This is a genomic window from Rhodococcus maanshanensis NBRC 100610 (genome assembly GCF_001894865.1).
Lineage (GTDB): Bacteria > Actinomycetota > Actinomycetes > Mycobacteriales > Mycobacteriaceae > Rhodococcus_G > Rhodococcus_G maanshanensis.
In genome coordinates this window covers 26309-46749 of record NZ_BCXA01000050.1, presented here as the reverse complement: position 1 = coordinate 46749, position 20441 = coordinate 26309, and the positions used below count along the sequence as shown (strand labels likewise).

General features: G+C 67.3%; 20 protein-coding genes and 2 riboswitches. Of the genes, 9 read left to right on the top strand and 11 right to left on the bottom strand.

The genetic code is table 11. From position 1 onward, the window contains the following. Window positions 1–76 precede the first annotated feature (76 nt). Window positions 77–898, top strand: coding sequence for an acyl-CoA thioesterase (locus tag RM1_RS21940; protein ID WP_072753775.1), 822 nt, complete (start codon window positions 77–79; stop codon window positions 896–898). Window positions 899–946: 48 nt separating this feature from the next. Here the strand turns inward: RM1_RS21940 and RM1_RS21935 are convergent, their stop codons facing one another. Both RM1_RS21935 and RM1_RS21930 read right to left on the bottom strand, forming a co-directional pair. Continuing rightward, the gene (locus RM1_RS21935; protein WP_072753774.1) at window positions 947–1441 is read right to left on the bottom strand and encodes a hypothetical protein; all 495 of its coding nucleotides are present in this window, start codon (window positions 1439–1441) and stop codon (window positions 947–949) included. Further along, complete coding sequence (locus RM1_RS21930; RefSeq protein ID WP_072753773.1) at window positions 1438–1803, bottom strand: hypothetical protein; 366 nt, start codon at window positions 1801–1803, stop codon at window positions 1438–1440. Before RM1_RS21930 ends, RM1_RS21935 begins: the two co-directional genes overlap by 4 nt. A gap of 21 nt (window positions 1804–1824) precedes the next feature. Here RM1_RS21930 and RM1_RS21925 point away from each other — a divergent pair, with 21 nt between their 5' ends. Both RM1_RS21925 and RM1_RS21920 read left to right on the top strand, forming a co-directional pair. Further along, window positions 1825–2418 (top strand): TetR/AcrR family transcriptional regulator, encoded by a 594-nt coding sequence (locus RM1_RS21925; RefSeq protein WP_072753772.1) that lies wholly within the window; start codon window positions 1825–1827, stop codon window positions 2416–2418. Window positions 2419–2519: 101 nt separating this feature from the next. Then, window positions 2520–3194, top strand: coding sequence for a PaaI family thioesterase (locus RM1_RS21920; protein WP_072753771.1), 675 nt, complete (start codon window positions 2520–2522; stop codon window positions 3192–3194). Between the two features lie 57 nt (window positions 3195–3251). Here the strand turns inward: RM1_RS21920 and RM1_RS21915 are convergent, their stop codons facing one another. Both RM1_RS21915 and RM1_RS21910 read right to left on the bottom strand, forming a co-directional pair. Continuing rightward, window positions 3252–4643, bottom strand: a complete 1392-nt coding sequence (locus tag RM1_RS21915) for an outer membrane protein assembly factor BamB family protein (RefSeq protein ID WP_072753770.1) — start codon at window positions 4641–4643, stop codon at window positions 3252–3254. A 96-nt stretch (window positions 4644–4739) separates the two neighbouring features. Further along, entirely contained in the window at window positions 4740–5375 is a 636-nt protein-coding gene (locus tag RM1_RS21910; RefSeq protein WP_072753788.1) for a formylglycine-generating enzyme family protein, read from the bottom strand. Between the two features lie 111 nt (window positions 5376–5486). Here RM1_RS21910 and RM1_RS21905 point away from each other — a divergent pair, with 111 nt between their 5' ends. Continuing rightward, on the top strand, window positions 5487–5834 hold the full coding sequence (locus RM1_RS21905; protein WP_027503542.1) for a DoxX family protein: 348 nt from the start codon (window positions 5487–5489) through the stop codon (window positions 5832–5834). 63 nt (window positions 5835–5897) lie between these two features. Here RM1_RS21905 and RM1_RS21900 read toward each other — a convergent pair whose 3' ends face one another. The 4 genes from RM1_RS21900 to mgtA all read right to left on the bottom strand — a co-directional run bounded on the left by RM1_RS21900 (window position 5898) and on the right by mgtA (window position 10837). After that, a complete protein-coding gene (locus RM1_RS21900) occupies window positions 5898–6566 on the bottom strand; it encodes an AIM24 family protein (protein WP_027503541.1) in 669 nt (222 codons plus the stop codon). A gap of 165 nt (window positions 6567–6731) precedes the next feature. Continuing rightward, window positions 6732–7409: an MspA family porin gene (locus RM1_RS21895; RefSeq protein WP_174562990.1), complete on the bottom strand. Its 678-nt coding sequence runs from the start codon at window positions 7407–7409 to the stop codon at window positions 6732–6734. 63 nt (window positions 7410–7472) lie between these two features. Next, window positions 7473–8141 carry an MspA family porin gene (locus RM1_RS21890; RefSeq protein WP_072753769.1) on the bottom strand — a complete coding sequence of 223 codons (669 nt, stop codon included), beginning with the start codon at window positions 8139–8141 and terminating at the stop codon, window positions 7473–7475. An 80-nt stretch (window positions 8142–8221) separates the two neighbouring features. Continuing rightward, window positions 8222–10837, bottom strand: a complete 2616-nt coding sequence (gene mgtA / locus RM1_RS21885; protein ID WP_245816539.1) for a magnesium-translocating P-type ATPase — start codon at window positions 10835–10837, stop codon at window positions 8222–8224. 429 nt (window positions 10838–11266) lie between these two features. Beyond that, window positions 11267–11440: riboswitch (M-box (ykoK) riboswitch) on the bottom strand. A 226-nt stretch (window positions 11441–11666) separates the two neighbouring features. Further along, a riboswitch (M-box (ykoK) riboswitch) is annotated at window positions 11667–11840 on the top strand. A 305-nt stretch (window positions 11841–12145) separates the two neighbouring features. Between mgtA and RM1_RS21880 the strand changes: the two genes are divergently transcribed. The 3 genes from RM1_RS21880 (at window position 12146) to RM1_RS21870 (ending at window position 14877) form a co-directional block, all read left to right on the top strand. After that, complete coding sequence (locus RM1_RS21880; protein ID WP_072753767.1) at window positions 12146–12352, top strand: hypothetical protein; 207 nt, start codon at window positions 12146–12148, stop codon at window positions 12350–12352. 173 nt (window positions 12353–12525) lie between these two features. Further along, a complete protein-coding gene (locus RM1_RS21875; protein WP_072753766.1) occupies window positions 12526–13395 on the top strand; it encodes a DUF8832 domain-containing protein in 870 nt (289 codons plus the stop codon). 99 nt (window positions 13396–13494) lie between these two features. Further along, a complete protein-coding gene (locus RM1_RS21870; protein WP_072753765.1) occupies window positions 13495–14877 on the top strand; it encodes an MFS transporter in 1383 nt (460 codons plus the stop codon). Between the two features lie 80 nt (window positions 14878–14957). On the opposite strand, the gene RM1_RS21865 is transcribed toward RM1_RS21870, so the two are convergent. Continuing rightward, window positions 14958–15578, bottom strand: a complete 621-nt coding sequence (locus RM1_RS21865; protein WP_072753764.1) for a DUF4304 domain-containing protein — start codon at window positions 15576–15578, stop codon at window positions 14958–14960. Between the two features lie 97 nt (window positions 15579–15675). Here RM1_RS21865 and RM1_RS21860 point away from each other — a divergent pair, with 97 nt between their 5' ends. Beyond that, the gene (locus RM1_RS21860; RefSeq protein WP_072753786.1) at window positions 15676–15957 is read left to right on the top strand and encodes a hypothetical protein; all 282 of its coding nucleotides are present in this window, start codon (window positions 15676–15678) and stop codon (window positions 15955–15957) included. Between the two features lie 175 nt (window positions 15958–16132). Beyond that, complete coding sequence (locus RM1_RS21855) at window positions 16133–17797, top strand: FAD-dependent monooxygenase (protein ID WP_245816538.1); 1665 nt, start codon at window positions 16133–16135, stop codon at window positions 17795–17797. A 23-nt stretch (window positions 17798–17820) separates the two neighbouring features. On the opposite strand, the gene RM1_RS21850 is transcribed toward RM1_RS21855, so the two are convergent. Continuing rightward, window positions 17821–19032, bottom strand: a complete 1212-nt coding sequence (locus RM1_RS21850; RefSeq protein ID WP_143069463.1) for a protein kinase family protein — start codon at window positions 19030–19032, stop codon at window positions 17821–17823. Between the two features lie 371 nt (window positions 19033–19403). Continuing rightward, the gene (locus RM1_RS21845) at window positions 19404–20378 is read right to left on the bottom strand and encodes a helix-turn-helix transcriptional regulator (protein WP_425528706.1); all 975 of its coding nucleotides are present in this window, start codon (window positions 20376–20378) and stop codon (window positions 19404–19406) included. Window positions 20379–20441 lie beyond the last annotated feature (63 nt).

Below are 20441 nucleotides of genomic sequence, written 5' to 3'. Positions count from 1 at the left end.
ACGAGGGCGGTACCGACGGCTTCTATGCCAAGCGTCATACTCATTGTCGATCCGTCATCACCTACGAGGAGCAACCGTGACCCGGACCATCGCCCCGCCGCACCCCTTCGACGCTGCCGTCGAGCTCACTCCCGCAGGCGACGGGCGTTTCAGCGGGCACACCTCCCCGGCCTACGCCAACATGGTCGGCCCGTTCGGCGGGATCACCGCCGCGACCCTGCTGCGCGCGGCGCAGCAGCACCCGGACCGGCTGGGCGATCCGCTCTCGCTGACCGTCAACTACGCCGGCCCCATCGCCGAGGGCGCGTTCGAGATCTCCGCCCGGCCCGTCCGGACCAACCGCAGCACCCAGCACTGGGCCCTCGAGCTGTCCCAGGACGGGGTCGTCGCAACGACCGCGACCGCGGTGTTCGGCACCCGCCGCGAGACCTGGTCCTCCACCGAGATCACCCGCCCGGACGTTCCCGCCGTCGAGGACGTCGAGGCAGGCGCCTTCCCCGAGTTCATCGCCTGGTCCCGCAACTACGAGATGCGCTTCGTCGCGGGTGGCATCCCCACGACCGAGGCCGTCGAACACCCCGACACGGTCTCGACACTGTGGGTGCGCGATACCCCCGCCCGTCCGCTCGACTTCGCGGCCCTGACCGCGCTGAGCGACGTGTTCTTCCCCCGGATCTTCTTGCGCCGCGGCCAATACATGCCGGCGGGCACCGTCTCGATGACCGTGTACTTCCACGCCGACGCGGAGGTGCTCGCCGAGCAAGCGGAGGATGCCCTGCTCGGTACCGCCCGCGCCCAGCAGATCCGCAGGGGCTACTTCGACCAATCCGCGGAGCTGTGGGGGCGCGACGGCGAACTGTTGGCGACGACCCACCAGCTGGTCTACTTCAAGGATTGAGACGACGGCCGCCGGACCCGGTCCGGCGGCCGTCCGATTCCCCGCACATCACGCGAGGGTGCGCTGCTCCGCCTCTGCCAGCGTCTTCAACGTCAGCAGCTGCTTTCGCATCATGACCAGATCGCCGAGCGCCAGCGCCCGCGCGACGATCCACGGCGCACCGCAGTGCATCCGGACCACGAGGCGGGTCCCGCCGCCCTCGGGCCGCACCGCATAGGTGACGCATATCCTGCCGGTGACCAGGGTGATCTGCCCGCCGGGAACGAAGGACACCAGGTCGAACAGGGACATGAAGCGTTGCCCCACTTCGAGTTCGGTGAGCCCCGGGTCGCGGCGGCGCGGGCTGCGCCTGCCGAAGCGATCGAGCAGGTCGTAGCTGTAGGGCGCGACGCGCAGCTGACACAACCAGGCGTAGACCACCCGCGGTGATGCGTCGATGCTGATGGCCCGGTCTGCCTGCACCCCGCCGAAGCCCAGGTCGTCACACGGCAGGGGTTGGACGCGCTCGGCCTCGGTGGCACCCCAGACGAGCCCGGGGATCATGCCGCGTCCGCTACCTGGCGCAGCAGCCGGCGCACGACCACCTGGTGACCGCCGCTGCCGATCACCAGCGCCCGGTAGATCTTGCCGTGCACGCCGGGGAACTCGGCCCACGACTGCGCCCGGATCCGGGTGCGGCTCGGACCCTCCTCGTCGAGTTCGAAGATCAGCGCGTAGCGCGAGAACCAGTGCCGACCCGACAGCGCCAACCGGGCCGGGGCGTCGGCCGAATCGAGCCGGAACCCCCTCGGCGCGGACGGGTCGTTCGGGTCCTTGCACAAGACCTTGAGCAGCGCCTCCCAGGCCCGATCCCGATTCGCATCGATCGATCTGGCATGCTCGTCAATGTAGGGCAATCGCTCCATATAGAAGGAACGTACTAGTAGATGGCACCACCCCGCAAGCACGACACCGACGTGATCCTCGACGCAGCACGCGCGCTCGTGCTCGCCGACGGCCCGCGCGCGGCCAGCGTCGCGGCGATCGCCGCGGCGAGTGGCGCCCCCGTCGGCACGCTGTATCACCGTTTCGGCAGTCGCAACGGCGTCCTCACCGAGGCGTGGTTGCGCGCGCTCGCCCGCTTCCAGGAACGCGTCATGGGGGCCGCGGACGACCCGGACCCCGTCGAGGCCGGCGTGGCGATGGCGGTGGCGACAGTGCAGTTCGGCCGCGAATTGCCCGACGACGCAAAACTTCTGCTCAACCTGCGTCCGAGCGACCTGCTCGACGGCGGACCCGACGCGGAGTTCCGCAGCCGTCTCGGCGGGATGAACGCGCCCTTGTTCGAGCACCTGCGGCGCCTGGCCCGCGAGCTCCTCGGCGCGGACAGCGACCGGGAGGTCGACGCCGTCAGCCGCGCCGTCGTCGACCTCCCGTACGCCGCGCTGCGCCGCCACGCCCATGCCGGCCGGCTGCCCGATTGGCTCGACACCGACCTCGCCAGCACGGCACGCACGCTGTTGACCTCGTACCGGGGCTGAGGCACCCGAGGAGTCGGATCGGCGGGAACTCCACACCCGACGATGGCCACGCGACGAACCCGCCAGGTCGGCGTCCCGCCGGCAACCGATAACGTGTTCTCATGAACGAACAGCACGTCGGCGGCTCGCTACCCGATCAAGAACACCACGAGGGCGGGTTCCGGCCGATGTCCGAGCTGATCAACGCGCGCGAGGAACGCGGCGCCGACATCAGCCGGGGCGGGCCGTACTACGGCGAACTCATCGAGCAGGTGCGCGGGCTGATGGACCGCGCGCGGCTGGTCAGCCCCACTGACGAGCTGGCGTTGGACGCGATCGGCATCCTCAAGCAGCTCAACGACAAGTTGGACGCGGCCGTCGTGAACGAGTGGTCCACGCCGACCTGGACCCGGTTCGACCTACCCGCCCGCGGGAACATCACGCTCCCGCCCTTCATGATCGACCACGCCGACTCCAGCGGTGTCGACGCCCGTCTCACCTTCCGCAACTACCACCTCGGCGGCAACAATGCCGCGCACGGCGGCCAGGTGGCGGTCGGATTCGACGATCTACTCGGCATGGCCGCCGCGATGCACGCCGGTTCGATCACCCGAACCGCCTCCCTCACCGTGGACTACCGATCCGTCACGCCGCTGAACACCGAGCTGAAGGTCCGTGCCTGGGCCGAACGCCAGGAAGGCCGCAAGGTCTTCGTGCGCGCCACCCTGCACGACGGCGACCGGCTCTGCGCCGAGGCACACGGCCTGTTCATCGTGCTCAAGCCCGGGCAGGCGTGAGTTTATAGTTCCGTCGAGGATCTTCCGGCCCGGTCCCGTTGCCCGGGGGTGGCCGCCCTACCGCCAGACGGTGAACTGGTTGCGCCACGCGACCATCATGGCGCCACCGGCGCTCGAGACGCGGACTTCACGGGGGTCGGCACCTTCCGGGAGCGGCAATGACCACACGATCTTGCCGTCGCGGGCCCTGATCGAATGCACGCCGGTGTAGTCGCCGAAGACGTAGTACTCACCGTCGGTGAGACCGTCGCGTATCCAGTACGCGTCCTGCCACGGCGTCTGCCACCGTTGGGCACCCGATTCGAGATCGAGTCCCGTGATGGTCCTGGACTCCGGCGAGGTGACCAACGCCGTCCGTCCGACGACGGCGGCGAGGGCGGTGTCCCGGCCGGAGAACTCGTCCTTCACCAGAGCCGGACTGCGCCAACGCTCGTCGCCATTCGTCGGATCATAGGCACCGTCGCCGAGGAACAGCGGCGACGGCACGGACGGGCTGCTCGGGTGCCACTGCGCGCTGTACGACGGAATGGGTACGGCCCGGATCAGGGAGCCGTCGGCCGCCAGCAGGTCCTGGGTTCCCACCGTGCCCGACCGCCCGCCGCGGCTGGTGAGGAACATGCCGTCCCCGACCGGCTGCAACGAATCGCCGCCGAACGTGAACCGCTCGGCGCCCGTGTCCAGGTCGAAGACCGCGAAATTGTATTGGGGATCGCCGTCGCCTCGGGCGGAGGCGATGACCGCGCCCGCGGCCGGGACCGCATATGCCGCCGGGTATTCGCCGTCGACTGTGAACGTGCGACGCCAATGTGCGCTGATGTCCGTGACGGTTCCGCTGGTCAGTACCGGAGTCCGAGCCTCACCCTCCGAGCCCGAGGCGTACACGAGGTCACCGACCACCTGCGCGCCGCTGAGATCGAAGTCGGTGCCCAGCTCGGACAACAGCTTTCCCGACGCGGTCTCGACGAACACGATCCGGCGACCGGACCAGCAGGAGAGGACGGCGGGACCCACCTCCTGGCTGCACTGACTGATGTTCCCTACCCGGGTCCTCCAGATCGCGGACCCGTCCGCGGGGTCGATCCCGACGAGGGTGACATTGCCGACCGCCTGGCCGGAAGACGGATCACCACCGCCTGCGAGCGGGTGCGCGGTGGCCGCGACCACGACGTCGCCGGCGTCGAGGATGCCGCCATAGCCGTAGTAGGTGTCGAGGGTGGTCGGCATCGACAACAGCACCTCGCCGGTGTTGTCGGTGAGGCGTCCGATATCGAGGGCCCAAGCCACCTCGGGTCGCTCAGCGAGGGGCGTCTCGATCGCGAACTGCTCGGCCGCCGAGTCCACGGCCGGGGGACGATCCGTCACGACACGGGTCACCATGACCACCGAACCCAGGAGCATGGCGATGACCAGCAGGACCAGCCTCCAGTGTCCCCTCAGGCGCGAGCGCATCGACCGACCGTAGCCGACGGGTCACGGGCCGTCACAGCAGACCGACAGCCGCCGCGGGCCACCGCAGAAGTGTCGCCAAGGCACGAAGCAACCAGGTCATCCGCGGGCGACGCGGAATCCCACATCGTCGATCCGGTAGGTGGGGTGGCTGCGCCGTCGGGCTGACGCTCGGCAGCTCCAGTGCTCGTCGAACCAGCCGCCTCCGCGGAGCACCCGATAGGAGCCGTACACCTCGGGGTCGTAGAGGTCCCAGCACCATTCCCAGACATTGCCGAGGGTGTCGTGTAGTCCCCACGCGTTCGGCTGCTTCGCGCCGACCTCGTGCGGCCGGCCGTCGGAGTTCTGGCGATACCACGCGATCTCGTCGAGTGGTCCGTGCCGCGGACCGGTCGTCCCGGCCCGGCAGGCACGTTCCCACTCGGCCTCGGTCGGCAGCCGGTACCCGTCGGCCGCGGTGTCCCAGGTGACGTCGTCACCGACAACGGTGTAGACGGCGGCGAGGCCGGCCTGCTCGGACATGTTGTTGCAGAACGTGATCGCATCCCACCACGACACACCCTCGACCGGCAGAGATGCACCACGGGTCGTCCCTGGCCATTCGCCGGTGATCTCGGCGTACTCGCTCTGGGTGAGGGGCGTGGCGGCGATCTCGAAGGCATCGACATCGACACGCCAACTGCGGCTGGTCCGCCGATCCGAGAGCGTGACGTCCCCCGCGGGGACGGCGATCATCTTCATGTCGATCAGCTCCTGGAAAATCCGTTCATCGTGCGCTGTCACATTCTCGGCGCGGGCGCCGTCAGGGTGGTGAGTCCATTCGAACCCCGATGAGGAGACAATCCGATGAACACCGCCTATGTCATCGTCACCGTCCTGGCCGCCGCGTGGGTCGGCTATTCGGCCGCCGCCGTCTTCCTCCGCGCCGGATGGGTGGTGGAGGCCTTGACCGACTACGGCGTGCCCCGGTCGTGGTGGCCGTGGCTCGGTGCCGCCAAGGCCGCCGGGGCGGCGGGCCTGCTGGTCGGCCTGTTCGTGCCGGTGGTCGGCATCCTGGCAACGATCGGCCTGTTCCTGTACTTCGCGGGGGCGGTCATCACCGTGATGCGGGCGCGCTCGTACGCCCACATCCCGTTCCCTCTGCTGTACCTGGCGCCGGTGCTCGTCGCCGCGGCACTGGGATATGCGGCCTGAGCACGATCGCCCGGTCGGTGCAGCGCGGCCACGGCCGACCGCACCGACCGGTGCGTCAGAGGTTCAGTGCTGCGGGATGGGATGACCCTCGGACGCCTGAACGACGACGAATCCGTTTCCGGTGAGACACAATTGGTACGCCTCGCCCGAACCACGTCCGATCGCGGCGGACATCTTCGCAGTCTTGCGGATGGTCGACTGCAGCCCGGTCGACCACACCACCGCACTCTGCATGTCCACATAGGTGGGGGTGTCCACGTTCAGCACCACGGGGGTGCCGTGGACATTGATCGCGAGCACACCGCGCCCGCTGAATGTGGTGTTGAACAACCCGCCGCTGAGCATCGATGCACCCTCGACCCGATTGATGTCCCAGCTCAGCGAGCTCTCGAACGCGAGAACGTTCGTCCCGTTGACCGTCACGGACTCGTCCTCGAGTTCGAGCAGGAAGATCTCGTCGGCGTCGCGGGCGAGGAAGACGTCGCCGCTGCCCGACACCTTCATCAATGACATGCCCTCGCCGGTGAGGGCCTTCTTGAACAGTTTGCCGAGCCCTCCGCTGCCCTGGTAGGCAAAGTCGACATCACCCTGGTAGGCGACCATCGACCCCTGACGGGCCAAGAAGTGCCCGCCGGTTCCGGCCAGGTCGACCTTGAGCATTCGTGAGTTCTGCAGCACGAAAGTCCCCGGCTCACCACTACGTTCCGCGTTCTTCATCAGGTCGCTACGCATTCTCCCGATGCTAGCCGAATCCGACGCCGCCAGGGGCGGGCAGATCGTACGGACCAGATGTGCTCCAATATCGTTGCAGCACTGTCTGTTCGGCCGAGACCGCGACCGGGACGGAGGCCGGACTCGACCTCCGCCCCTGATCACGCTCGCAACCCGCCGCCTGGGTCAGCCGATGCTGAAGGGCTGTCCCCACAGGGTGACGGTGCTCATGACGTTCTCGGTGTCGACGGTGACGTTGACGTAGGAGCGGGCCTGGGCGTAGCCGGCGCAGCCCTCGACGCCCATGGTGGAGTCGGCCCAGGTGACGCTGCCGGAGGCGCCCTCGAAGGAGTGCTCGCCGGAGTGCGACTCGCCCCCGAAGTCGTCGGCTTCCTCGAGATCGAGAATCGGGAAGCTCGCGGCCTCGCCTGGACCGATCGAGACGGTGCCCGCACCGCCTGCGGCAGGTTCGGCGGCGCCCTTCCACTCGGCACCGATACCGGCATCCGCACCGGTCTCGCCGCCGAGGGCGAGCTGGCAGCCCACGATGTAGCCGGGCTCGATGGAGCCGCCCTCGGCGCCGGAACCGCCGGAGATCTCGACCTTCGCCGAACCCGACACCCACACATTGCGGTGCAGGGGCGTCGACCCCATCGAAGGGGACACCGTCGCGGACTCGTCGGTCATCGTGACGGTCACCTCGGTGCCGTCGGCGAGGGTCTTGGTGATCGCGCCGCCGGGCAACGGGACAACGGTGTCGGCATTGGCGGTACCGGCGGAGCATAGGCCGAGGGCGACGGCGGCCGCCGCTGCGATGGTGGCGATCCGCAGCTCGCGGCGCGGGCGGATGTTGATGTTGCTCATGAATTCCTCTTTGCTGGTTGGTCTTTCAAGTTTCGCGTGTGGACTGGGTGCGCAGCCGCCTTGCTACCCGATGCTGAAGGGCTGGCCGTAGAGGGTGGTCTTGGAGTAGTCATTGCCGACGATCTCGACCACCGTGTAGGCACGGGCCTGGGCGAAGCCGCCGCAGTTCTGGATCTCGAGCTGGGTGTCCTGGTACTGCACCGAGTAGGTGCCGTTCTTCTTGATGTCCTTGCCCGCGACGTTCACGAACTTGACCTGGCCCGCGGAGACCGGGACGGTCAGCGAGCCGGAGATCGAGGGGCCCGAGAGGTCGATACCTGCGCCGATGGAGCCGCCGAGACCGGTGATGTCGACCTGGCAGCCGACGATGTAGCCGGTACTCACGCGGGAAACACCGTGTGTGGACGAGTTGTTGGTGCCCTTCTCGTTGGTGGCGCCGTTCGAGGGGCCCGCCTCGCCGTCCTCCGAGGCGCCGGTGACGTCGGCGGTGACGGTGCCCGAGACCCAGGCGGTGCGGCCGGCGCCGTTGGCGGCCAGCGACGGGGAGATCAGGGCGCTCTCGCCGGTGCGGGTGAGCACCGCTCCCGGTCCGGCCTTCTGCCCGTCGGGCAGCGGCACGAAGGTGTCGGCGTTCGCCGCACCGGTCGACATCAAGCCGATCGCGACGGCCGCGGTGGCGCCGATGCCGGCTAGGCGGGCGAGGCGGCGCGTACGAAAGTTGTTCGAGTTCATGGATTTCCTTTTGAGATTCCGAAGAACGGACATTGGTTGGACACTTGCCGGCGCCGTGTTCACACGACCGCCGTTGTGGTTCACAGCCAGCCGCCGAAGCGGCGGATGAACCAGACCTTGACCCCCTGGGTGAGCACGCAGTACGCGGCCAGCGTCAGAATCAGCCACGGGAAGTAGGACCACGGCAGCGGAACCAGGCCCAGCGCCTGACCCCATCCGATGAACGGGAACACCAGGCCGAAGGCGCAGACGAGCCCGGTCGAGATCAGGACCGGCAGGGACGCCCTCGACTGGACGAACGGGATGCGTCCCGTGCGGATGATGTGCACGATCAGCGTCTGCGAGATGATGGATTCGATGAACCACCCGGACTGGAACAGCGCGGCCTGCTCGGGGGTGTTTGCGGCGAAGACGAACCACATCAGTGCGAACGTGGTGATGTCGAAGATCGAGCTGATGGGCCCGATGAAGACCATGAACCTGGTCAGGCTGCGGGTCTCCCACTTGCGCGGCTTCTCGACGAACTCGCGGTCCACTCGGTCCCACGGGATCGTCAGCATCGCCATGTCGTAGACGAGGTTCTGCACCAGCAGCACGGCCGGGATCATCGGAATGAACGGAAGCAGTGCGCTCGCGACGAGGACCGAGAACATGTTGCCGAAGTTCGAGCTGGCGGTCATCTTGATGTACTTGAGGATGTTCCCGAAGGTGCGACGCCCCTCGACCACGCCGCGCTCGAGTACGCCGAGGTCCTTCTCGAGCAGGATGATGTCGGCGGACTCACGGGCGATGTCGGCGGCGGTGTCCACCGAGATGCCGACGTCCGCGGTGCGCAGGGCCGGTGCGTCGTTGACCCCGTCACCGAGGAATCCGACCGTGTGCCCATTCCGCTTGAGCGCGTCCACGATCCGGGCCTTCTGCAGCGGATTGGTTTTCGCGAAGACCGCGGTCTCTCCGACGATCGCATCGAGGCCGTCATCGTCCAATCGATCGATCTCGGCGCCGGTGATGATGGATCCGACATCGAGTCCCACTTTCCCACAGACGGTCTCGGCTACCAGCTCGTTGTCGCCGGTGATCACCTTGACCACGGTCCCGTGGGCTCGAAGCGCCTCGATCGCGGTGGCGGCTGAGGACTTCGGCGGGTCGAGGAACGTCAGGAAGCCGACAATCGTCATCTCGGCCTCATCGGCCGTCGAGTAGTCGCCCCTGGCGTCGCCCTGGCCGGCGGGCAGACGCCGGGTGGCGAGAGCCAGGACCCGCTTGCCGAGCCCGTTCTGCTCGGCGACGAGCCGGTCGAGGGCCGAGAGCAGGCCCGGGGTCAGCTCGTGGGTTGTACCGTTCATTTCGACCGAGGTGCACACGGCGAGCACCTCCTCGACGGCGCCCTTCGTGATGATCAGGTCGGCATCGCCGTCGTTGACGACAACGGACATCCGTCGGCGCGCGAAGTCGAACGGGATCTCGTCGACCAGACCGTGCTCCCTGCGGATCCGCTCGACCAGGTCGGGTCCCGCGGCCTCGACGACGGCACCGTCGAGGAGACTGCGCAGTCCGGTCTGGAACACCGAGTTCATCGTGGCCAGACGCAGCGTGTCCGCGCTGAGCCGACCGGCGGTGTCCAGATGCTCCTCCAGCACGATCCGGTCCTCGGTGAGGGTGCCGGTCTTGTCCGTGCACAGCACGTCCATCGCACCGAAGTTCTGAATGGCATTGAGCTGCTTGATGATCACCTTGTGGCGAGACATGTACAGCGCGCCCTTGGCAAGGTTGGCGGTGACGATCAGCGGAAGCATCTCCGGTGTCAGCCCGACCGCGGTCGCGACGCCGAACAGCAGCGCCTGGCTCCAGTCCTTGGTGAGTCCGTTGATGATGAAGACCGTCGGCACCATGATGACCATGAAGCGGATCAGCAGGAAGCTGACCTTCTTCACGCCGATGTCGAAGCTGGTCTCGGGACGGCCTGCGCCCAACCCATCGGTCATCGCGCCGAAGTAGGTGTCGTCCCCGGTGTGGACCACGACCGCGGTCCCCGAGCCGGACACCACCGACGTGCCCATGAACGCGAGGTTCCCGGCCTCGAGGATCCGATCGGGCTGGAGCCCGGTCACCGGATCGCTCATCTTCTCGGCGGACATCGACTCGCCGGTGAGCATCGCCTGGTTGACCTGCAGGTCCTTGGCGCGCACGACCCGCACGTCCGCGGGGATCATGTCGCCCGCGGCGAGCTGGACGACATCCCCTGGCACCAACTGCTCGATGGGGATCTCGGCGGTCACCACCGTGTCGCCCATCTGACGGGTGGTGGAGACCGTGGTGCTCACCATGGCCTTGAGCGCTTCCGCGGCTCGTCCCGACCGGTACTCCTGCCAGAACCGCAGCGACACGCTGATCAGGACCATCACGCCGACCGTGCTGATCCCCATGTAGTCGGGACCCTCTTCGGGGTCGGCCAGCACCACCTCGGTGATGTACATGATCACGCCGATGAACAGCAGGATCAGAATGAAGGGATTCTTGAAGGTGGCGAGGAACTGCACTATCGCCGGTGCCGGTCGGTCATGGCGGACCTCGTTGCTGCCGTGCCTACGGCGCAGCGGGTCGATCTGGTCTGATCTCAATCCCTTTGGTGTGGTTTTCAGTTCGGCGTACACGCCCGGCTGACGCAGGCGGGCCAGCCGAGCTAGTTCCGTCATCTGACGGTCGGGGAGAACAGGCTGACTGTTTCGTTTGGTGGCCTTACCCGGATGCCCCGGGGGTGCCGAGACACTGGTTGTTGACATGACAGATCTCTCGGTCGCGCACGAACTCGCTAGCGATCGGGCACAACGAAATAGGCTCTGCGACTTCGACGGTCGCGGGCATGGTCGCGGCGGGGTACCGCGCGAGGGGGTCCGGCGGTGTCCGCGACTAGCGAGCGCGATGGACACCGGCGGTGAGAAGTCCGGGCGAGGCCGGATATCGACTCGGCGGTTCGTCCACGGTGCTCACCTCCCGGATTCGGATGCGGGCACGCCCAGGGGGACGTAGCTCCGCGGTGGAGTGTCCACAGCACAGGAGGAAAGGATCGAGGTCGCGACGCGACCGCGTGTGAATACCGACACTGACGAGCCGCCCTGTCGAATTCGACACCCCCACGTACGAGTTTTGGCACTGCACGACGTGTCCCACACCACTGCGGGAAGCCACTTTGGGTCACCCCTTAAGCCGGGGAGACCTGTCCTGACCTTGGGCGTCTCTCGACGTCGTGAGATCAGTGGCCTGTGTTCGTGCAGACGCCTCACCTAACGAGGTGCTGCGCCGACAATCAATCACTGCGGCGGGGAGATGTCAACCCACCTGCGGTGGATCATCGATCTTGCCGTTGCCAGATTTCTGCCAGAATTATTGGCCAACTGCATGATTCGATGAATCTTCGGCGAAACATAGTTCGCAGCAATCTCTTCCATCAACGGGATGATCTTGATATGCCATCGCCCTTGCGGTTTGACATATGTCGTGGGTGTCGGCATCATGGGCGGCGTAAAAGCACCTCGCTAGGCGAGGCTCCTGCATGAACACAGGCCACTGATCTGACGACGTCGACAGACGCCCAAGGTTAGGACAGGTATTCCCGGATTAAGGGTCTATCCAAAGTGGCTTCTCGAACGAATCGGGACACGTCATGCAGTGCCGAAGCTCTGACGAGAGGGGTGCCCGATCGGGACAGTAGTCGTCCCGGCGCTCTCCCCGTGCTGCGAATCGACGCCCGCGTGCGTCCTGTCCGCGAGGAGGTGAGGAACCTAGTGAGTATCAGCGATAGTCCGTATCCGTCTACGACTTTCATTTCGTTCCGAACCGGCCCCGGCGCAGCATTCGCATTCTGCGGCCTGACGTCTCGGTAACCCTGCTCGGCTTCGCCGTCGTGTGCACATCGACGGCCTCGACCGAGTTCCGGCGAGGCGTCGATCAGGCCGCTGAGCATCGCCTTCGCCTCGGGTCGGCTCCTCCGACAGGAGAGAACCATGGCTTTTGTTATTACGCAACATATTTCGACCGCTCGTGAGTCCGCGGCGCTGCGTGCGATCTGCCGCGCGGCGAACCGGGCGTGGGGACAGCGCAACCTGACCCCGCAGGAACGGGCCAACCTGTACGCGTCACGAACACCGGTGGCAGTGATCACCGCCTCCATGGGCGGCCACCCGAACCCGGGTGGAGATCGTCGCTGGTGACACCAGGCGGGAGAGCCCCATACCCTCCCGCATTTCTCGAGCACTCCGTTCCGCCCCACCGGGGGCGGAGCGGAACGCCGTGTGACTCACGCCACATGTCGCCCGTCTGGCGCATACCCCCCAGGGGTACTATCTTCAGTGTCGGAAACACCGACACGACGAGAGGCCGAGACATGAGCACCAACACGCACGGCGACCACGCTGCTGCCCACGCCGATCACGCCGCCCACCACCACGGCCATTCGGTGGCCACCGCGCACGCCGGTCACGACCACGCCGCTCACACACACCAGGCCCCGGCCGGCGACCACGCTCACGGCGCGAGCGCACCGGGCGGTCTCCAGATCACCCAGGATGGATACACGCTGGATCTCGCCGAGACCATCGCCGCCCCCGGCGAGATCGACTTCCGATTCCGCATCCTCGGCCCGGACGGGCGACCGGTCACCGACTACACGCCGATCCACGACCGCAACCTGCACCTCATCGTGGTACAGCGCGAACTGACCGGGTTCTGGCACGTGCACCCCGAGCTCGCGGCGGACGGCACCTGGTCGGTTCGGCTGAACCTGCCCCATGCCGGCGCCTACCGCGTGTTCACCGACGTCTCACCCACGCTCCTCGACAAGACGATCACCCTCGGTGCCGATCTCGCCGTCGCGGGCACCTACGACCCGCAGCCGACGCCGAGCCAGAACCGCACCGCCGTCGTCGACGGCTACGAGGTGACTCTCGACGGAGACCTCGTGACCGGTAACGGCGATCTGCTGACCCTGACCGTGCGCAAGGACGGCCGGCCCGTCTCCGACCTGCAGCCCTACCTGGCCGCCTTCGGCCACCTGGTGGTGCTCCGCGCCGGCGACCTGGCCTACGTCCATGTCCACCCGGACGGCGAACCCGGCGATGGAGTCACGGCTCCCGGCCCGGCGATCACCTTCCACACCGCTGTGCCCGGCGCCGGAACCTACCGACTCTTCCTCGACTTCAAGCACGACGGCGCCGTCCGCACCGCTGCGTTCACCGTCACCGCTCACCAGCACTGACGCCACCACGACCGAAGGAAATCCCATGTGCGACTGCCACTGTCCGCGATCCCGTGGCCCACCCGTACCATCTCCACGCCTTCGAAGGAAGCACCCGCAATGCAAGAACCGACCATCACCTCGCTGTTCGCCCACCGCGACTACCTGCGACTGTTCACCGCCCAGGTGTCGGCCCTGTTCGGCACCGGATTGACCACCGTCGCACTGGGACTGCTCGCCTATGAACTGGCCGGCTCCGATGCGGCCGCTGTGCTCGGTACCGCGCTGACGATCAAGATGATCGTCTACGTCACGGTCGCCCCGATCGTCGCCGCCTACGCCGACCGGTTCCCCCGCCGCCTTTTCCTGGTCGGGCTCAACGTCATCCGCGCCGCGATGGTGCTGACGCTGCCGTTCATCGATCAGATCTGGCAGATCTACGTGCTGATCGCGGTGCTGCAGACCGCCTCGGCCGCGTATACCCCCACCTATCAGGCGATCATCCCCGACATTCTCCCCGATGAGCGCGAGTACAGCAGGGCGCTGTCGGCCGCGCAGCTCGCCGCGACGATGGAGACACTGCTGAGCCCGATGCTGGCGGCGGTGGCGCTGACCCTGGTCAGCTTCCATTGGCTGTTCGTCGGCACCGCCATCGGATTCGCGGTCTCTGCCGTCCTGGTGATCGCGACCCGCATACCCGACGCCGGCGCCACCGCGGAAGGCACGTTCCGGGATCGGATCGCGGTGGGCATGCGAATCTTCGTCGCCACGCCGCGGCTGCGCGGACTGCTCGGCCTGAACCTGGTCGTCGCTGCTGCGGGTTCGGTGATCATGGTCAACACAGTCAATTACGTCCGCGACACGCTCGGCGGTACCCAGTCCGGAGTGGCACTGCTGCTGGCCGCCAACGGGTTCGGCACGATGTTCGTCGCACTGTCTGTACCCAGGGTCCTCGACCGGCTCGGCGCCCGGCCGGTGATGTTGGCGGGCGGCGCGGTCCTGATCGCCGGTCTCGGCTCGGCGGTCGCCCTGTCCGCCGCGGACGGAGGTGACTGGCGCTGGGTCGCCGCGATCGGGGTGTGGGCCGTGGTCGGCGCTGGCACGGCGGCGGTGCTCACCCCCACCGGCCAGGTTCTGCGGCGCTCGTCGCAACCCGCCGACCGACCGGCACTCTTCGCAGCCCAGTTCTCGCTGTCGCACCTGGCCTGGCTGGTCACCTACCCGATCGCCGGGTGGCTGACCACCACCGGTCTCACCACCACCTGGGCGGTGCTGGCCGTGATCGCGACCATCGGAATCGCTGTGGCAGTGCGGATGTGGCCGCGCCACGACCCGGCGGAGATCACTCACCTGCACGAGGCCGGGTCCATCGACCCCGCCCGTCTGGTCGACGCCGACCGCGTTGGCGATCGCCTCTACCGGCACACCCACGTCTTCGTCATCGACGCCGAGCACCGGCATTGGCCCACCGGATCACTGCGGGAGCATGCCCTGGCCGGATGAACGCTTCCGGTTCCGCAGGCGCGCCTGCGAATCCCGGCCCGGCCCAGGATCGTTCGATCCGGCCGGGCCGCGACCGATCCCTACCCTCGCCCACGGTCGATGACGGCAACGCCGTAGGAGTCCGCCGCTCTCCGGAACTGCTCCTCGAGACGCGGCCAACGGTCCTCGGCACCAAAGCGGGAGAGGGCACTCAGATACTGCTCGCGCGCGCCGGACTCGTCACCCGTCGCCAGTCGGTAGCGGAGAACGTCGAAGTCGATGTCCGACCCCACGGAATGGGCGACATCGTCGGGGCCACCCAGCTGACCCATCACCGCCAACGCACTGGTGAGTGCAGCACGCAGCTGTTCGGCGACTGCCGGAACGTCGGTGTCGGCGTGCACGGTCACATGTGGCCCGATCCCGGTCGCAATGTCCTCGATCCGGCGCCGGTACTGGCAGTCGACCTCGGCCGGGCGTTGCTGTGGTGTCCGTCCGATCACCCTGTCGAACTCCGCCGAATAGACACCACAGTTGACGTAGAACCGGATCGCCTCGTGGCTGTTGCCCGCCGATCGCTGCAGGTTGATGACGTCGACCAGGCCATCCCGCTCCCGCGTGAACGTCAGCTTTCGCTTCCGGAATCCGTACTCCTTAAGGAGTGGAACAGCACTCTCACCGAGAAGGGTGGCGAGTGCTTCTTCAGCCGACGGATGCTCCATCCGACCATGCTCGCAGACGCAACTCCGCCCATTTCTGGCCCACCCCGAGCTCGATGCCTCCGCGAAGCTGCTCATTTCCATGCGAGAGTTTCGTTTCATGAACGCAGGGGATTGGACGGATGACTACCAGCCGTGCCCGGAAGACGGACCGTTCACACTGATCGTCGGCGGAGAAGTCTTCACGGTCGAACTGCGGTCACGCACCGAGTACGACTACACATGGGAATCCGGACCGAACGACGGGTACGGATTCAGTTCGACCATGTACATCGCGGGCGATCCGGCGGCCGAGCCGCCCCTGCTGACCATCCAGCAGCACCGGGAATCGATCCGAGGCTTTGTCGGCTCGATCGACCCGGAGACCGGCTACCTCGATTGAAGAGTCCTCATACGACAGCAAGACCACCATTGATCAACGAGGAGATTGTCCGTATTCACGGAGATGGAAAAGGGCATCTACTCCTTTCCCATTTCAATGTATAGCGCACCCGGGGGCTTGCGGCAAGGCCCGGGTGGTGCCGCAGAATCGCTGGCCTGAGCCAGATTCTGCGGAAATGGGAGTAGCGAAGATGCGTGTGTTGCCGACGACCGGATCGAGCGGGGATGCGAAGAAGGACGCCGAGGGGAGCGGGCGCGTGGTCGACACCGACGTGATCATCGTGGGCGCGGGCCCGGCCGGCCTGATGCTGGCCGGTGAACTGCGCCTGGCGGGCGTCCGGCCGCTGGTGCTGGAGCGGCAGCCGCAGCTTCGGGACATCCCGAAGGCCAGCGGCCTCGGCGGGCGGATCCTGGACCTGCTTCGCTACCGGGGCCTGCGAGACCGGTTCGAAGCAGCCAGCAGCGATCCCAACATTGCTCCCCGATTCCCTTTCGGCGGTCTGCATTTGGACTTCACGCACATGGTGGATCCGCCGATGCGGGCGTTGCCGATCCCACAGGCGGAGATCGAGCGCCTACTCGACGACCGCGCGCGCGAACTCGACGCCGACATCCGCCGCGGGCACGAGGTGGTCGGTGTGAGTCAGGATGACGCCACCGTGACCGCGGACGTGCGCGGGCCGGACGGGCCGTACCGGGTGACCGCCCGATACCTGGTCGGCTGCGACGGCGGACGCAGCCGGATCCGCGACATGGCCGGTATCCCGTTCCCCGGCACCACCTATCCAGAGGTCAACAGGCTCGCTCAGGTCACCGTGCACGATTCGGTGACCGTGCTCGACAACGGCGACATCGACGTCCCCGGACTGGGCAGGATCCATGCGGGTTTCACCCGGACCGACCGCGGCGTGTTCGCGTTCGCGGCCGGCTCAGGCGTTCTGTCCTTCCAGACCACCGAGGGGGAGTCCACCGAGTACGACGATGATGAACCGCTGACCCTGGCTGAGCTCGGCGACAGTGTCCGTCGCGTGCTCGGCGCGGATCTTCCCTTGGGAGAACCGATTCGGTTGTCGCGCTACACCTTCACAGATCGCCAGGCGGAGCGGTATCGCGCGGGACGGATCCTGCTCGCGGGCGACGCGGCCCACCTGTTCCCCGCCACGGGCACGGCGCTCAATGTCGGCATGCTCGACACGGTCAACCTTGCCTGGAAGCTCGGCGCCGACATCCACGGCTGGGCACCGGCCGGGCTGCTCGACACGTATCACGACGAGCGTCACTACGCGGGTGGTCGTGCCCAGCTTCAGACCCGAGCCCAGGTGGCGCTACGCCGCGGACACGACCCTGCCTCCGAGGCACTTCGGCAACTCTTCCAGGAACTGGTCGTCGACGAGCCGGCGCTGCGCCGCATGGGATCTCTGGTCGGCCACAACGACATTCGCTATCCGATGCCTGGCTCCGGGCACCATTCCCTGACCGGCACCTTTGCCCCCGACCTCACCCTGCACACCGATCGGGGCGTCACCAGTGTCGCGGAGCTCATGCACCCCGCTCGGCCGATCCTCCTCGACCTCGCCGATCGCACGGAGCTCCGCGAGGTCGCACGGGAATGGGAGCACCGCGTCGACATCCGCGCGGCCGAGACCGACGATCGACCGGCCGACGCCATGCTGATCCGCCCGGACGGCCATATCGCCTGGGCCGCAGACATCGATGAACCCGCCGGCACCGCCGCACGCGCACTACGGGAAGCGCTCTCCTGCTGGTTCGGCGAACCGATGAACACAACGGCGCCGGTCATCGATCAGCCCTCCGGGGAACGACCTCCCCTGTCGATGTGAACCACGCGGATGCCCGCGAGCCGTCAGTTCAGGAACCCGATCTCCGACAGCTCGGTCCGGTAGCTTCCCTCGCTTCCGGCCTGAGCTGAGATCCAGACCGTCAACCCGGAGTGCGGCGCCGAGTCGGCGAGGGCGATGGGTGTCACCCCCGATTGCAGGGTCGCGGCACCCAAGACCGCGGTCTCCTCGAGGACGCCGCCCACCGGAGGCACGGTTCGTATCTCGATGCGGGCACCCGCGGAGGGCGATGCGATCCACACCCCCCTCAGGGTGGTATCCGGGGGAAGCGCCACGGTCAACCCGACACCGTTCTTGAACTGTGGAAACTGCTGCATGTACGTGTCCGTCGACCAGGCCGTCTCCAGCTTCCCGTCGATGGCCAGGCCACTCGCCAGCGCATTGTCCGGGTACTGCTGGGGCGAGTACACAGCCGATCCACCCGGAGCGACGGGAACCAGTGGCCGCGGCGGCGGGGCCACATCGTCACCGGCGGGTTCACCAGAGGTGGCAACGGCCTCGGACACGGGCGGATCGGCCAAGGAAGTACCGATGAGCCATCCGATCGCGCCGAACATCGCTACGGCGAGCGCGGCAATGCCTGTCAGCGCAATCGGGCCCAGCTGTCTCGGGTCCCACCGCGCCGCAGACTGCTCCTCGGAGATCGGTGCAGGCGCAGGCGCAGGTGCCTCCGGAGGTGGCGGCTGATCCACAATCCTCCGCAGCGCGGTGGCCATCGCACCCGCGGTCGTCCCACCGGCCAGCGGGAGGTCGGGACTCGCGACTCCCGGGGCCAGGGTTCGGATCGCGTGGCGAAGGCCTCGAAGGTCGCCATCGTGGTCGCTGCACGCGGGCGTCCCCGGAAACGCGACATAGGCCGTGCCGCCCAGACTCACCCGCACCCGCACCCGCGGGGTGTCTCCGATCGCGAGTACCGCATCGGACTCGTGGACCTTCTGCATCGCGTCGGCAAGCTCGACGACGGCGCGGGCGACACCCAGGATCGACGGCGAGCCGGACGCCGCCTCCTCCAATGACACGCTGGGTACCCACTCGGCGACCACCGCGCTGAACGAATCCCCGTCGACCATGTCGAGTATGTGAGCGACAGCGGGGGAGTGAACCTGGCACAGCGCCGTCGTCCGCGCGAAGACCTCGTTGCCGGACGAGCGGCCGTGTTGTGTAGCACCGCCATCGATGATGGTCAGCGCGACCTCGCGGTCCAGGGCTCGATCCATCGCATGCCAGAATTCGAGACCGGTGGTCACCCCGCAGCGCCGGAGTAGACGGTAGCGACCCCCGCCGAGAAGCGATCCCGCCGGTCGGGCCGCCCGTTGTGGCTCGTGCACATCCGTGACGGAATGCATCGCCTCGGCCAGGCGACGGTGAAGCTGACCAGCCTGCATTGCTACCCACCCCCACACAAAAGATCCCGCTCGGGAGCTCGCGAGAACGACGCGGCCCTCCATACGTACCAAGAGAATCGGAATCGGATGCCCCGGCCTGCACCCGATTCTACGAGGGTGCGCGTTTGGTCGAATACCCGTGCAGGATATGGAGAGTCTGCCGTCTGTCCCGGCCCTCCCGAATCGTCACTCGAGCCGCCCGATTACGGTGCGGATTCCACCGAGGCGGAATACCGCCGCGCCAGCGTACGCAGATGCGCGACCAATTCCGGCGGGCCGTCGACGCGGAAGTCCATCATCAGCATGCTGAGGTAGATCGCGATGGTCTCCAGAGCGTCCGCGCCGGTCAGTAGGACGCAACTGTCCGCGTCGACGGCCTCCACGACACCGACGGCGGGATTGATACGGGCGATCACCGTTTCGGCGGGCGCGAGCACGGTGACGCGGGCATGCACCTTCCAGCCGGTGGTTGCGATGTGGCGCATGACGAACGCGACCAGGTCCTCGTCGGGCAGTGCGCGGGGCCCGAACCGGCGGCTCCCCGCGGTCGCCCGGTGCACTTGCGCGACGGGAATCGCCCGCCAGGAGTGGATTTCGATGTCATAGGCGACCAGATACCAGCGTCGCTGCCAGTTGATCAGGCGGTACGGCTCGACTTCTGTGGTGCCGCTCTCGATCTCGATGGACACCGCGGTCGTGTCTCGGATCGCACCCGCGAGGGCGGTGAGCACCTCCGCGGGCACCGGTGCGTCCGGTTCACGCGAGCCGGTGGTCGCCGGCCCGATCGCGGTGGCGCTGCGCAGTGCTGTCACCTTACGCTGCAACCGTTTCGGCAGGATCTGTTCCAGTTTCACCATGGCCCGCGTGACGCTCTCGGTGATGTCGGCGATGCCGGTCGAACCGTCCGCGGCGAGGTCGATCGCGACGGCGACCGCCACCGCCTCGTGGTCATCGAGCAGCAGCGGCGGCATCGTCGAGCCGCGGCCGAGGCGGTAACCGCCGATGGCGCCGCGTTCGGCGTGAACCGGGTAGCCGAGTTCGCGCAGTCGCTGGATGTCGTTGCGCAGGGTGCGGTCGGTGATGTCGAGCCGTTCGGCCAGCTCCCTGCCGGTGTGCGCGCGGTCCTGCAGCAGCGAGAGCAGCCGCAGGACGCGTGTTGTGGTGGGCGCCACATTCACCTCCGAAATTATTAGGAACGAATCCAGCCTAATGGCCCCATAGGCTCAGGTCACCACCAGGAA

Coding starts and splice junctions, on each gene's coding strand:
- RM1_RS21905 (WP_027503542.1), top strand. CDS start 5,487: ATGAACACCGCCTATGTCATCGTCACCGTCCTGGCCGCCGCGTGGGTC.
- RM1_RS21930 (WP_072753773.1), bottom strand. CDS start 1,803: ATGGAGCGATTGCCCTACATTGACGAGCATGCCAGATCGATCGATGCG.
- RM1_RS21850 (WP_143069463.1), bottom strand. CDS start 19,032: ATGGATCGAGCCCTGGACCGCGAGGTCGCGCTGACCATCATCGATGGC.
- RM1_RS21925 (WP_072753772.1), top strand. CDS start 1,825: ATGGCACCACCCCGCAAGCACGACACCGACGTGATCCTCGACGCAGCA.
- RM1_RS21870 (WP_072753765.1), top strand. CDS start 13,495: ATGCAAGAACCGACCATCACCTCGCTGTTCGCCCACCGCGACTACCTG.
- RM1_RS21865 (WP_072753764.1), bottom strand. CDS start 15,578: ATGGAGCATCCGTCGGCTGAAGAAGCACTCGCCACCCTTCTCGGTGAG.
- RM1_RS21900 (WP_027503541.1), bottom strand. CDS start 6,566: ATGCGTAGCGACCTGATGAAGAACGCGGAACGTAGTGGTGAGCCGGGG.
- RM1_RS21880 (WP_072753767.1), top strand. CDS start 12,146: ATGGCTTTTGTTATTACGCAACATATTTCGACCGCTCGTGAGTCCGCG.
- RM1_RS21895 (WP_174562990.1), bottom strand. CDS start 7,409: ATGAGCAACATCAACATCCGCCCGCGCCGCGAGCTGCGGATCGCCACC.
- RM1_RS21935 (WP_072753774.1), bottom strand. CDS start 1,441: ATGATCCCCGGGCTCGTCTGGGGTGCCACCGAGGCCGAGCGCGTCCAA.
- RM1_RS21875 (WP_072753766.1), top strand. CDS start 12,526: ATGAGCACCAACACGCACGGCGACCACGCTGCTGCCCACGCCGATCAC.
- RM1_RS21915 (WP_072753770.1), bottom strand. CDS start 4,643: ATGCGCTCGCGCCTGAGGGGACACTGGAGGCTGGTCCTGCTGGTCATC.
- mgtA (WP_245816539.1), bottom strand. CDS start 10,837: ATGACGGAACTAGCTCGGCTGGCCCGCCTGCGTCAGCCGGGCGTGTAC.
- RM1_RS21920 (WP_072753771.1), top strand. CDS start 2,520: ATGAACGAACAGCACGTCGGCGGCTCGCTACCCGATCAAGAACACCAC.
- RM1_RS21890 (WP_072753769.1), bottom strand. CDS start 8,141: ATGAACTCGAACAACTTTCGTACGCGCCGCCTCGCCCGCCTAGCCGGC.
- RM1_RS21860 (WP_072753786.1), top strand. CDS start 15,676: ATGAACGCAGGGGATTGGACGGATGACTACCAGCCGTGCCCGGAAGAC.
- RM1_RS21855 (WP_245816538.1), top strand. CDS start 16,133: ATGGGAGTAGCGAAGATGCGTGTGTTGCCGACGACCGGATCGAGCGGG.
- RM1_RS21910 (WP_072753788.1), bottom strand. CDS start 5,375: ATGATCGCCGTCCCCGCGGGGGACGTCACGCTCTCGGATCGGCGGACC.